This is a genomic window from Aeromonas sp. R10-1 (assembly GCF_040908465.1).
In the GTDB taxonomy this organism is placed as follows: Bacteria; Pseudomonadota; Gammaproteobacteria; order Enterobacterales; family Aeromonadaceae; genus Aeromonas; species Aeromonas caviae.
Genome location: NZ_JBFODT010000039.1, coordinates 43221 through 56319, shown reverse-complemented (window position 1 = coordinate 56319; position 13099 = coordinate 43221). Strand labels below are relative to the sequence as shown.

Here is a 13099-nt window from a genome sequence, read left to right as displayed (position 1 = left end):
ATTGTTATTTTCAGTGGTCAGACCGGCGAGTCTCAGACCGCTTGCTGCAGGATCACCGCATCGGCCTTCTTGGTGTAGGAGGCGATCTCGTTGAAGTTCAGGTAGCGGTAGGTGTCGGCCGCAGTGGCGTCCAGCGCCTTGGCATACTGCAGATACTCTTCCACGGTCGGGATCTTGCCGATGATGGCGGCAACCGCAGCCAGCTCCGCAGAGGCCAGATAGACGTTGGCCCCCTTGCCCAGACGGTTCGGGAAGTTGCGGGTGGAGGTGGAGACCACAGAGGCCCCTTCCGCTACCCGCGCCTGGTTGCCCATGCAGAGGGAACAGCCCGGGATTTCGATGCGGGCACCGACGCGACCAAAGATGCCGTAGTAGCCCTCTTCGGTCAGCTGATCCTTGTCCATCTTGGTGGGGGGGGCGATCCACATGCGGGTCGGCAGCTCGCCCTGGTACTTCTCGAGCAGTTTGCCGGCGGCGCGGAAGTGGCCGATGTTGGTCATGCAGGAACCGATGAACACCTCGTCGATCTTGTCACCCGCCACGTCGCTCAGCAGACGGGCGTCGTCCGGATCGTTCGGTGCACAGAGGATCGGCTCCTTGATGGTGGCCAGATCGATCTCGATGATTTCGGCGTACTCGGCATCCTTGTCCGCTTCCATCAGTACCGGGTTGGCCAGCCACTCTTCCATCCCCTTGATGCGGCGGGTAATGGTGCGCACGTCGCCGTAGCCTTCGGAGAGCATCCACTTCAGCATCACGATGTTGGACTTCAGATACTCGATGATCGGCTCTTTATCCAGCTTGATGGTGCAACCGGCGGCGGAACGCTCGGCGCTGGCGTCCGCCAGCTCGAACGCCTGCTCCACCTTCAGGGTCGGCAGACCTTCGATCTCGAGGATGCGGCCGGAGAAGATGTTCTTCTTGCCCGCTTTCTCGACGGTCAGCAGCCCTTTCTGGATGGCGGCGTAGGGGATGGCATGGACCAGGTCACGCAGGGTGATACCCGGTTGCAGCTCGCCCTTGAAGCGCACCAGCACGGATTCCGGCATGTCCAGCGGCATCACGCCGGTGGCGGCGGCGAAGGCCACCAGACCGGAGCCCGCCGGGAAGGAAATCCCGATGGGGAAACGGGTGTGGGAGTCACCACCGGTACCCACGGTATCCGGCAGCAGCATGCGGTTCAGCCAGGAGTGGATGACGCCGTCACCCGGACGCAAGCTCACACCGCCTCGGTTCATGATGAAGTCCGGCAGGGTGTGGTGAGTCTGTACGTCGATGGGCTTGGGATAAGCGGCGGTGTGGCAGAAGGACTGCATGGTCAGATCGGCGGAGAAACCGAGGCAGGCGAGATCTTTGAGCTCGTCGCGGGTCATGGGGCCCGTGGTGTCCTGGGAGCCGACCGTGGTCATCTTGGGCTCGCAGTAGGTGCCGGGACGAATGCCCTTCACGCCACACGCCTTGCCCACCATCTTCTGGGCCAGGGTAAAGCCCTTGCCGGTGTCGGCGACAGGCTGCGGACGACGGAACACGGTGGAGAACGGCAGACCCAGCGCTTCGCGGGCCTTGTCTGTCAGACCGCGGCCGATGATCAGCGGAATGCGGCCACCGGCGCGCACTTCGTCGATCAGCACCTCGGTCTTCAGTTCGAACCGGGCCAGCACCTCGTCGGTACCGTGGCGGGTGATCTTGCCCTCATAGGGGAAGATGTCGATGACATCGCCCATCTCCAGTTTGGAGACGTCCACTTCGATGGGCAGGGCGCCGGCATCTTCCATGGTGTTGAAGAAGATGGGGGCAATCTTGCCGCCGAGGCAGACGCCGCCGGCACGCTTGTTCGGCACGAACGGAATGTCGTCGCCCATGAACCAGAGCACCGAGTTGGTGGCGGATTTACGGGAAGAGCCGGTACCGACCACGTCACCCACGTAAGCCAGCGGGAAGCCCTGCTCTTTCAGCGAATCGATGGTCTTGATGGGGCCGATGACGCCATCCTTGTCCGGGGTGATGCCGGGACGGGCGTTTTTCAGCATCGCCAGGGCGTGCAGCGGAATGTCCGGGCGGGACCAGGCGTCCGGCGCCGGCGACAGATCGTCGGTGTTGGTTTCGCCGGTCACCTTGAACACGGTGACGGTGATCTTCTCGGCCAGGGCCGGGCGGTTCAGGAACCACTCGGCGTCGGCCCAGGATTGCAGCACCTGCTTGGCGTGGGCATTGCCCGCCTTGGCCTTCTCTTCCACATCGTGGAAGGAGTCGAACATCAGCAGGGTGTGGGAGAGGCCCTTGGCGGCAAGAGGAGCCAGGGTGGCATCGTCCAGCAGGTCGATCAGCGGCTGAATGTTGTAACCACCCTGCATGGTACCGAGCAGCTCGACGGCTTCGGCGGCAGTCAGGATGGGGGAATGGGCCTCGCCCTTGGCGACGGCGGTGAGGAAGCCGGCTTTCACATAGGCCGCTTCATCAACACCCGGGGGAATGCGGGAGGACAACAGTTCTTTCAGAAAGTCCTGTTCGCCGGCGGGCGGATTCTTGATCAGCTCAACCAGGGCGGCGACCTGCTCTGCGTCCAGAGGTTTGGCAACCACGCCTTCGGCGGCACGTTCTGCGACGTGTTTACGGTATGTTTCAAGCACGACTAATTCCTCTTTGGTCTTTTTTTTGGGGTTCGCCCAAGCTCGCGGCGATCGTCCTTGCGGGACACCCGTAGGGTGCCCCCCACTATATAAGTTTTAACGACTAATTAAAATCCAAACCCTGTGCAGTTATTCATCAAACCAGCATAACCATATAAACCCATTAGGTTTTTTTAGAGTGACAAGCCGCCCACTCAAGGTGAATTAACAAAAAGGCAGCATTTCCCCCTTATTGGAACGTAGTGCCCAATTGCAGATAGAACATGTCGTGTCCCCCCTCCGCCACGCCATAGCCGAGGAAGATGGGACCGAGGAAACTCTCCACCCCCATATAGAGGGAACCCGAGGTATAGGAGGATTCGATGCTGATGTCCTCCCCCTTGTCCCAGACCCCCCCTTGCTCGAGGGAGCCCCCGAGGAACAGGGGCGCCTTGAAGGCACCGAAGTCGTTGTCCGCCACCCGGTAGATGTAGCGCAATCCGCCGAACAGGCTGTAGCGACCGCTCAACTGGTAATGCTGGAAGCCGGACATGCGGAACAGCCCGCCCAGATCCTGCACGAACAGCGGTACCGTCTCCTGGGAGCTTGAGCCGCCCCCTTCCAGCATCAGGTTGAGGCTGTGCCTGTCCCAGGACCAGGGCTTGATCATCACCAGCCGGTAATTCACCCCCTCGGCCTGCTCGGAGGGCGCGTCCGCGGGGTCGAGATCGACGTAGGAGTAGCCACCCTTGATGTCCCAGTAGACCCCCTGATAGGGGAAGTAGCGGCTGTCGAGAGTGTCGTGCTCGAAGCGGATGTAGGGGCCCCAGGCGGAGGCATCGGCATCCGCGTTGGTGAGGTTCTGGATCTCCACGCTGCCGATCTTGCCCTCCAGCCCAAGGGAGAAGCGACTCCAGGGCTGGCGATTCCAGCCGACGGCGAGATCCACGCTGGTGAAGCTGTACTCGGAGTCCAGATAGCTGACCCCGGACGAGGACCTGCTCTCTTCCGGGAAGAAGACCCGTCGCTGGGTCTTGTCGTAGGCCAGGCTCGTCTCACCGAAGTAGGTCTGGGAGGGCTCCAGCGGGGTGTAGAAGTCGGTCTTGAGGTGCTTGGCGGTCCCGAGGGACGCCTCGGTCAGCCACTCGCCTCCCCAGTCGTTGACGTTGGTCAGGGTGTAGGACATGCCGACGTTGTAGTTGGAGCTGCTCTCGAAGTCATCGGAGAAACCGAGCTGGAAGTTGAGATAACCCGGCCCCCAGTTCTTCTCGCTGGCGTCCACCACCAACACGTTCTCCCCGTCCCGCTCCTCCACCTCGTAGGTGATGCGATCGAACGACTCCAGGGCGTAGAGGCGACGGATCCCCGCCTCCAGGCTCTCGTAGGTCTGCACCTTGTCCGGACGCACGTTCAGCATGGCCCGCACCGTGTCGTCGGAGAGGCGCGACTTGTTGATGATCTCCACCTTGTCGATGTAGTAGGCGGGCTGGCCGCTGCGCTCGGCGCGCCGGCTCAGCTTGCCGTTGCGATAGTCGGCGTAGGCGGCGGGCGAGAGAGAGAGCGCATCGAGCCGGGCCGCTGCACTGTTGGCGACCGCCTCCCCGATCTTGATCCCCTCCGGCATCAGGGCGAAGTCGGCGATCCCCATGTTGCCGAACTCGGGGGTCAGCAGGATATCCCTGGGGCCGAGCAGCGCCTTCTGCTTTTCGGTCCCCACCTGGGTCATGTAGGTGGTGAGCTGATCGATCATGGCCAATCCCGACTTGAGGGACTCCCGGGTACGCAGCTTGGCGCTGATGTCCACCGCGATCACCACGTCGGCCCCCATGGCCTTGGCCACGTCCACCGGCATGTTGTTGACCGTGCCACCATCGGCCAGGATGCGGCCGTCCCAGTCCACCGGCTTGAGGGCACCGGGAATGGACATGGAGGCCTGCATCGCCTTGGCGAGGCTGCCGTGATCCAGCACGAAGGGGGTCACCGTCTCCATGTCGGTCGCCACCGCGCGATAGGGGATAGGCAGGTTGTCGAAGCTCTTTTGCGCCGGCAGGTTGGAGGTGGCGTGGCGCAGCAGGCTGGCCATGGACTGTCCCTGGAAGAAGCCGTCCGGCAGCTGGGTCTGGTCACCGTTGACCCCGATGTCGGTGCGCAGCTGGTACTTCTCGGTCTGCTGCTTCTTGCGCAGGGAGAGCTCGTCGCGCCCCACCTTGTCCTGATAGCCCTTGTTCCAGTCGATGGCCAGCGTCGTGCGCTCCACCTCCTCGGCGCTGAGCCCCATGGCATACATGCCCGCCACATAGGAGCCCATGCTGGTCCCGACGATGATGTCCACCGGGATGTGCTTTGCCTCCAGCACCTTGAGCACCCCGATATGGACCGACCCCTTGGCACCGCCGCCGCTCAGTACCAGGGCGATCCTCGGACGCTCCATCTTGGTTGCCCCCGGGTTTCTCGCCGAAGGCGCGGGATCATTGGCTCCGGCCGCCGCCATGAACGGCAGGGTCGCCAGCAGGAGCACGAGCAGGTGGGTCCATCCCCGATGAAAGATGCGCATATGAGAGTCCATAAATCCGGTGCGAGTCGAGCGGGCAGGCCGCCAGTCAGGTGCAGCCTACTATAAGTGCAAGCACTTTAACCGCAAGCCGGGGTGCTGGCGAGGGGTCGCCCCGCTTGCGACGATGTCTCGGCAAAATCGGGCGCCAATCCAGCCCAATCCGGGTGTGAGCGCAAACGTTAATCGACAATAAAGGCCCCCACCGCCTCAAGAGCGCGCCAAATCAGCCGCTATTATGAGTTCAACCCTGGTTCACACTTCCGAGTCACCCTTATGTTCGCAAGCCTGACACTGAAACAGAAAATTCTGGCCACCGTCATCCTCGCCGTGGCCCTCTCCTGCCTGCTGGTGGGCTATTTCAGCCAGCGTTCTGCCCAGCAGCTGATCGAGGACCGCATGTTCGAGCAGGAGCTGCCCAACCTGACCCAGCGCATCGGCAAGGAGATCGAAAAGGATCTCACCTCGGTCGCCAATGCCGCCAGACAGCTTGCCAACGACCGCTTCGTGCTGGACTGGGTCGAGCGCGGCATGCCCAAGGAGCAGGAGTCCATCCTCATCAACCAGCTCAAGGACATGACGAGCCAGTATGGTCTGGTCACCGCCTCCTTCGCCGATCGTCAGAGTGCCGCCTACTACAACCAGGACGGTTTTCTGCGCATCCTGAACCACGAGCAGGACAACTGGTTCTATGACTACACCAAGAGCCGCCAGGATCTGATGCTCAGCATCTTTCGGGAGAGCAACGGCGAGGTGAAACTGTTCGTCAACTTCCAGCAACTCGACGGACGCGGCCTCGCTGGCCTCGCCAAATCCCTCGACAGCATGGTCAGCATGCTCGCCAACTTCCGCATCGGCGACAGCGGCTTCGTCTTCATGACAGACGGCAGCGGCAAGGTGAAGCTGCACCCCGACGCCGCCCGCATCGATCGGGACAACTTGACCCAGCTGGCCAGCGGCAGCAGCACCAACCTGCTCAACAAGCAGCCCTTTGCCGCCACCCATGCCGAGGTGGACGGCCAGCCCGTGATCCTGGCCAGCAGCTACATCCCCATGCTCGACTGGTATCTGGTGGCCCAGGTGCCGGAGGCCGAAATTTATGCCGAACTGGACAGAGCGCGCCTGCACATGGTGCTGGTCAGCCTGGCCATCGCCGTCGGCATGGGGCTGCTCGGCGTTCTCCTGGCGGGCTCCGTGAGCCGCCCCCTCAACGAACTGGCCCGCCTGTTCCGCGAACTCGGCAGCGGTGATGGCGACCTCACCCATCGCCTCAAGGTCGATGGCCGTGACGAACTGGCCCAGGTGGCGACCGGCTTCAACAACTTTGTCGCCAAGATCCACGGCTCCATCGAACAGGTGGCGAGCAACTCCCGCCAGCTCGCCGCCACCGCCAACGAGGTGGCCGCCAAGGCCCAGCTCACCCAGCACAACTGCACCGCCCAGCGGGATCGCACCGTCCAGGTCGCTACCGCCATCCACGAGATGGGAGCCACCGTCAGCGAGATCGCCGGCAATGCGTCTCTCGCCGCCGACGTCGCCAAGCAGGCCAACGAGCAGGCCGATGCGGGGGCCCAGGTCGTCGCCCAGGCTCGTCACGGCATCGTCGGCCTCTCCGGTGAAATCGAACAGGTCGCCGGGGTCATCGAGTCCCTGGCGAGCCAGACCGACTCCATCGGCAGCATCCTCGACACCATCCGCAGCATCTCGGAGCAGACCAACCTGCTGGCCCTCAACGCCGCCATCGAGGCTGCCCGCGCCGGCGAGCAGGGCCGTGGCTTCGCCGTGGTGGCCGACGAGGTGCGCAACCTCGCCAGCCGCTCCGCCGCCTCCACCGCCGAGATCCAGGGCATGATCAACAGCCTCCAGGAGCAGAGCGCCCGCGCCGTCAGCGCCATGGCCCAGGGGCGCAACCAGAGCCTGCGGGTGGTGACCCAGGCCGACGAGGCCAACGGCGCCCTCGACCAGATCACCGGGCACATCACCCAGATCAGCGACATGAACATCCAGGTCGCCACCGCCACCGAAGAGCAGTCCAGCGTGGTCGGGGAGATCAACCGCAACGTGGAGGACATCAACCAGCTCACCATGGAGACCGCCGATATCGCCCACCAGTTGACCGAGTCCAGCCGCAGCCTGCAACAGCTCTCCGGCGAGCTCGACAAGCTGGTCGGCAACTTCCGGTTATAAGATGAAAGGGCGCTGCGGCGCCCTTTTTTCCCCGGGTCGACAGGGAATACCGACCCCCATGACGGCGAACCGTCATGACAAGCCGCTACAGTAGCAACACAGCAACACACCAAGGAGTCAACATGCTGGCAGGCAACCTCACCATCAAAACCCAACTGATCCTGGCCGTCACCGTGCCCTGTCTCGCCCTGCTGCTGGTTGGCGCCGCCAGTCTGCGCAGCATGGACAACATCAGGCAGCAGGCCGAAGAGCTGTTCCAGAATACCGCCACCCCCATGCGGGCCATGGCGGAAGTGGCCTCCCGCATCCCGCGCATGCGCGTCGGCATCGACATGATGCTATTGCAGGACACCTCCCTGCGCGACGAAAAGGGGGTGCTGACCCGGGTCAAGGAGACCCGCGAGGAAGACATTCCCGAGATGCGCCAGGCCATGGAGCAGGCCGTCAAGGCCCAGGTCGATCCCGACGCCCGGGCCAAGGCCCAGACCCTGCTCGATCAATTCACCCGGGTGGAGCGGGAGGAGCTGACCCCCATGTTGCAGGCGCTCTCTGACAACAAGATGGACGAGGCACGCGCCATCTACCGGGATCGCTACAGCCAGAGCTACGGGGTCATGCGCAAGGGCGCCAATGAGCTGCTCGACGGGTTGATAGGTCAGGCCCAGCATCGCAACGACCTGAGCGAAAACAGCTATGACAGCGGTCGTACCCAGATGATCGCCATCATCGTCATCGCCATCGCCATCTCGCTGCTCGTCTCGACCCTCATCCTCATCGGGCTGCGCCGCCGGGTCTCCTTCCTGCAATCCCATATTGGCGAGGTGGCCCGCCACCTCGCCCTCGACAGCCGCGCCAGTCTCACCGGCAAGGACGAGCTGGCCGAGATTGCCCACAGCTTCAACCAGTTCGTGACCCGGATCCACGGGGCCATCGTGCAGGTGGCGAGCAACTCCCGCCAGGTAGCCGCCACCGCCAGCGAGGTGGCTGCCAAGGCCCAGCTCACCCAGCACAACTGCACCGCCCAACGGGATCGCACCGTCCAGGTCGCCACCGCCATCCACGAAATGGGGGCCACCGTCACCGAGATCGCCGGCAATGCGTCTCTCGCCGCCGACGTCGCCAAGCAGGCCAACGAGCAGGCCGATGCGGGGGCCCAGGTCGTCGCCCAGGCCCGTCACGGCATCGTCGGCCTCTCCAGTGAAATCGAACAGGTCGCCGGGGTCATCGAGTCCCTGGCGAGCCAGACCGACTCCATCGGCAGCATCCTCGACACCATCCGCAGCATCTCGGAGCAGACCAACCTGCTGGCCCTCAACGCCGCCATCGAGGCCGCCCGCGCCGGCGAGCAGGGCCGCGGCTTCGCCGTGGTGGCCGACGAGGTGCGCAACCTCGCCAGCCGCTCCGCCGCCTCCACCGCCGAGATCCAGGGTATGATCAACAGCCTCCAGGAGCAGAGCGCCCGCGCCGTCAGCGCCATGGCCCAGGGCCGCAACCAGAGCCTGCGGGTGGTGACCCAGGCCGACGAGGCCAACGGCGCCCTCGACCAGATCACCGGACACATCACCCAGATCAGCGACATGAACATCCAGGTCGCCACCGCCACCGAAGAGCAGTCGAGCGTGGTGGGCGAACTCAACCGCAACGTGGAGGACATCAACCAGCTCACCATGGAGACCGCCGATATCGCCCATCACCTGACCGAGTCGAGCCGCAACCTGCAGCACCTCTCCGGCGAGCTCGACAAGCTGGTCGGCAACTTCCGCCTCTGAGCGTCCGGCACCTCTTCCTGACCCACACCAGGGCGCTTCGGCGCCCTTCTTCATGACCACGGCAAGCCGTGACGCACGGGGGATACACCGTCTCCCACCGCCCTGCCACATGCCTCATAATCAGGAAAACGCGAGGAGGTATGATGGGCAAGCTGGTCGTGATGATAGTGCTGGGGGGGCTGCTCAGTGCCTGCAGCAGCGGGCCCGTGCGGGTGCACGGGGCCGATGTGAGCGTGGACGATACCCGGATCCGGGTCAGTGATGGGGATCGCGGAGGCTACGGCACCTTCTGCCCACCGGGACAGGCCAAGAAGGGGCGCTGCTGACCGCAGGGTGCCGAAAGACAGACAACAAAAAGCCGCTCCATGGAGCGGCTTTTCTTATGAAACGGGCAGAAGATTATTTTTTCTTCTTGGCCTTGGCGTTCGGCAGGTCGGTGATGGAGCCTTCGAACACTTCGGCAGCCAGACCCACGGACTCGTGCAGAGTCGGGTGAGCGTGGATCGTCAGCGCGATGTCTTCGGCGTCGGCACCCATCTCGATGGCCAGACCGATTTCACCCAGCAGTTCACCGCCGTTGGTACCCACGATGGCACCACCGATGACGCGGCCGCTCTCCTTGTCGAAGATCAGCTTGGTCATGCCGTCGGAGCAGTCGGACGCGATGGCGCGACCGGAAGCAGCCCACGGGAAGGTGGCGACTTCGAAGTTCAGACCCTGTTGCTTGGCTTCCTTCTCGGTCAGACCCACCCAGGCCATCTCAGGCTCGGTATAGGCGATGGACGGAATCACTTTCGGGTCGAAGTAGTGCTTCTTGCCAGCGATGACTTCGGCCGCCACGTGGCCTTCGTGTACACCCTTGTGGGCCAGCATGGGCTGACCGACGATGTCGCCGATGGCGTGGATGTGGGCCACGTTGGTACGCAGCTGCTTGTCCACCTCGATGAAACCGCGCTCGTTGACGGCAACACCGGCCTTCTCGGCATCCAGCATCTTGCCGTTCGGCACACGGCCTACGGCAACCAGCACGTTGTCGTAGCGAACCGGCTCGGCCGGGGCGTGCTTGCCTTCATAGGAGACGTACAGACCATCTTCACGGGCTTCAACTGCGGTGACCTTGGTCTCCAGCATGATGTTGAATTTCTTGGCCACGCGCTTGGTGTAGATCTTGACGATGTCTTTGTCGGCAGCCGGTACCAGCTGGTCGGCAAATTCCACCACGTCGATCTCGGAACCCAAGGAGGAGTACACGGTACCCATCTCCAGGCCGATGATGCCGCCACCGATAACCAGCAGCTTGCCAGGAACGGTCGTCAGCTCCAGCGCATCGGTAGAGTCCCATACGCGCGGGTCGTCATGCGGAATGAACGGCAGCTTCACCGGACGGGAACCGGCAGCGATGATGGCGTTGTCGAAGGTAACGGTGGTTTTGCCGTCGGCACCGTCCACTTCCAGGGTGTTCGGACCGGTGAACTTGCCGAAGCCGTTCACGACCTGGACTTTACGCATCTTGGCCATGCCAGCCAGACCGCCGGTCAGCTGGTTGATGACCTTCTCTTTCCACAGACGCACCTTGTCGATGTCGGTCTGCGGGGCACCGAAGACGATGCCGTGCTCGGCCAGCGCCTTGGCTTCTTCAATGACTTTGGCGACGTGCAGCAGTGCCTTGGACGGGATGCAACCCACGTTCAGGCAGACGCCACCCAGGGTGGAGTAACGCTCGACGATAATGGTATCCAGACCCAAGTCAGCCGCACGGAAGGCAGCGGAATAACCGGCAGGGCCAGCACCCAGTACTACGACCTGGGTTTTGATTTCTTTACTCATCATGACCTCTTTGTCGTTCTTATATCCCCGGACAGCACAGTCTTATGCCAAACAAGGCCGCTGCAGCCGTGAAAAAAACGGGGCAAGTTTACAATCCTGTTAACGAAATGAGAAGCAAAAAGGGCGGGCTCTGGGCCCGCCCTCTCACTTACAGGACCAGTCGACGAATGTCGGACAACACACCACTCAGGGTGGTGATGAAGCGGGCACCGTCGGCGCCATCGATGACGCGGTGGTCGTAGCTCAGAGCCAGCGGCAGCATCAGGCGCGGCACGAACTCTTTACCGTTCCACTTCGGCTTCATCTCGGACTTGGAGACGCCCAGGATGGCCACTTCCGGCGCGTTGACGATCGGGGTAAAGCTGGTACCGCCGATGCCACCCAGGCTGGAGATGGTGAAGCAACCGCCCTGCATGTCGGCAGCGGTCAGCTTACCGGCACGGGCCTTCTTGGAGATCTCGGCCAGATCGCGGGACAGCTCGTGGATGCCCTTCTTGTTGACGTCGCGAACCACCGGAACCACCAGACCGTTGGGGGTATCCACCGCCACACCGATGTGGATGTACTTCTTCATGATCAGCTTGCTGCCGTCTTCGGACAGGGCGCTGCAGAAGCGCGGATGGGCTTCCAGGGCCTTGGCGGCCGCCTTCAGGATGAACACCAGCGGGGTGATCTTCACGTCCAGCTTCTGCTTCTCGGCCAGGATGTTCTGCTCTTTGCGGAACGCTTCCAGCTCCGTGGTATCGGCTTCGTCGAACTGGGTGACGTGGGGGATCATGGCCCAGTTGCGGTGCAGGGCAGGACCGGAGATCTTCTGGATACGGGTCAGTTCCAGCTCTTCGACAGGGCCGAACTTGCTGAAATCAACCTTCGGCCAGGCCACGACGCTCATGCCGTTGCCAGTGCCGGTGCCGGCAGCCGGAGCGGACTCGGCGCGCTTGACCGCATCCTTCACGTAAGCCTGCACGTCTTCTTTGACGATGCGACCCTTGCGACCGGAGGCTTTCACCTTGGCCAGGTTGACACCGAACTCGCGCGCCAGACGGCGTACTGCCGGGGAGGCGTGGACATAGGCGTCGTTGGCGACGAAATCGGAGGCGGCAGCAGCCTGGGCAACCGGCGCAGGAGCGGCGGCAGCCGGAGCGGCAGCAACAGGCGCTGCGGCAGGAGCCGGAGCAGCCACGGCAGCCGGAGCGGCACCCGCCACTTCGAATACCATGATCAGGGAACCGGTGGAGACCTTGTCACCCGCCTTCACCTTGATCTCCTTGACCACACCGGCGAACGGCGCAGGCACTTCCATGGAGGCCTTGTCGCCTTCCACGGTGATCAGGGACTGGTCGGCTTCAACCTTGTCACCCACGGCGACCATGATTTCGGTCACTTCCACTTCGTCACCGCCGATGTCCGGCACGTTGACGTCCTTGGCACCGGCGGCAACCGGAGCAGCGGCAGCCACGGGGGCAGCAGCAGGAGCCGGCGCGGCAACAGCGGCCGGGGCTGCGCCCGCCACTTCGAAGACCATCACCAGGGAGCCGGTAGAAACCTTGGCGCCGGCGGCAACCTTGATCTCGACCACGCGACCGGCGAACGGTGCAGGCACTTCCATGGAGGCCTTGTCACCTTCCACGGCGATGATGGACTGGTCGGCTTCAACCATGTCGCCCACGGCAACCATGATCTCAGTCACTTCGACTTCGTCACCACCGATGTCCGGCACGTTGACGTCCTGGCGAGCGGCAGCAGCAGGAGCGGCGGCCGGCGCGGCAGCAACCGGGGCAGCAGCCTGGACCGGAGCCGGTGCGGCAGCACCCTCGGCTTCGAAGACCATGATCTGGGAACCAGTGGCAACCTTGTCGCCCACCTTGATCAGGATCTCTTTGACGATACCGGCGGCGGGGGCCGGGACTTCCATGGAGGCCTTGTCACCTTCCACGGCGATCAGGGACTGGTCCAGCTCGACCTTGTCACCCACGGCCACCATGATCTCGGTGACTTCAACTTCATCGGCACCGATATCCGGCACCATAATCTGTTTGGACATTGCGCTTTATCCTCTTGCGTGCATCCGCGTGGCTGCCTGAGCATCACCACGCGCATCCCGCGTTATCCGTTTAAACCCAGGCAAGGTCGCGCCGGATACCCGGCGCGACACT

7 protein-coding genes are annotated in these 13099 nt (G+C 63.2%); 3 read left to right on the top strand and 4 right to left on the bottom strand.

The window, feature by feature from the left end:
* Nucleotides 1–32: 32 nt before the first annotated feature.
* Nucleotides 33–2630 carry a bifunctional aconitate hydratase 2/2-methylisocitrate dehydratase gene (acnB, locus tag AB5Y93_RS19750; protein ID WP_223953948.1) on the bottom strand — a complete coding sequence of 866 codons (2598 nt, stop codon included), beginning with the start codon at nt 2628–2630 and terminating at the stop codon, nt 33–35.
* A gap of 229 nt (nt 2631–2859) precedes the next feature.
* A complete protein-coding gene (locus tag AB5Y93_RS19745) occupies nt 2860–5163 on the bottom strand; it encodes a patatin-like phospholipase family protein (RefSeq protein WP_368230234.1) in 2304 nt (767 codons plus the stop codon).
* Nucleotides 5164–5436: 273 nt separating this feature from the next.
* Here AB5Y93_RS19745 and AB5Y93_RS19740 point away from each other — a divergent pair, with 273 nt between their 5' ends.
* From AB5Y93_RS19740 to AB5Y93_RS19730, 3 genes are all read left to right on the top strand, one after another.
* A complete protein-coding gene (locus AB5Y93_RS19740; RefSeq protein ID WP_368230232.1) occupies nt 5437–7347 on the top strand; it encodes a methyl-accepting chemotaxis protein in 1911 nt (636 codons plus the stop codon).
* A gap of 122 nt (nt 7348–7469) precedes the next feature.
* Nucleotides 7470–9116 (top strand): methyl-accepting chemotaxis protein, encoded by a 1647-nt coding sequence (locus tag AB5Y93_RS19735; RefSeq protein WP_319893099.1) that lies wholly within the window; start codon nt 7470–7472, stop codon nt 9114–9116.
* A gap of 143 nt (nt 9117–9259) precedes the next feature.
* Nucleotides 9260–9442 (top strand): hypothetical protein, encoded by a 183-nt coding sequence (locus AB5Y93_RS19730; RefSeq protein ID WP_017779057.1) that lies wholly within the window; start codon nt 9260–9262, stop codon nt 9440–9442.
* Nucleotides 9443–9515: 73 nt separating this feature from the next.
* On the opposite strand, the gene lpdA is transcribed toward AB5Y93_RS19730, so the two are convergent.
* Together lpdA and aceF are read right to left on the bottom strand one after the other, a co-directional pair.
* Nucleotides 9516–10943 carry a dihydrolipoyl dehydrogenase gene (gene lpdA, locus AB5Y93_RS19725; protein WP_368230230.1) on the bottom strand — a complete coding sequence of 476 codons (1428 nt, stop codon included), beginning with the start codon at nt 10941–10943 and terminating at the stop codon, nt 9516–9518.
* A 148-nt stretch (nt 10944–11091) separates the two neighbouring features.
* A complete protein-coding gene (aceF, locus tag AB5Y93_RS19720; RefSeq protein WP_368230228.1) occupies nt 11092–12987 on the bottom strand; it encodes a pyruvate dehydrogenase complex dihydrolipoyllysine-residue acetyltransferase in 1896 nt (631 codons plus the stop codon).
* Nucleotides 12988–13099 lie beyond the last annotated feature (112 nt).

Bases quoted from the DNA above. Each gene is read 5' to 3' on its own strand.
- AB5Y93_RS19745 (WP_368230234.1), bottom strand. From the start codon at position 5,163: ATGCGCATCTTTCATCGGGGATGGACCCACCTGCTCGTGCTCCTGCTG.
- AB5Y93_RS19740 (WP_368230232.1), top strand. From the start codon at position 5,437: ATGTTCGCAAGCCTGACACTGAAACAGAAAATTCTGGCCACCGTCATC.
- AB5Y93_RS19735 (WP_319893099.1), top strand. From the start codon at position 7,470: ATGCTGGCAGGCAACCTCACCATCAAAACCCAACTGATCCTGGCCGTC.
- AB5Y93_RS19730 (WP_017779057.1), top strand. From the start codon at position 9,260: ATGGGCAAGCTGGTCGTGATGATAGTGCTGGGGGGGCTGCTCAGTGCC.
- lpdA (WP_368230230.1), bottom strand. From the start codon at position 10,943: ATGAGTAAAGAAATCAAAACCCAGGTCGTAGTACTGGGTGCTGGCCCT.
- aceF (WP_368230228.1), bottom strand. From the start codon at position 12,987: ATGTCCAAACAGATTATGGTGCCGGATATCGGTGCCGATGAAGTTGAA.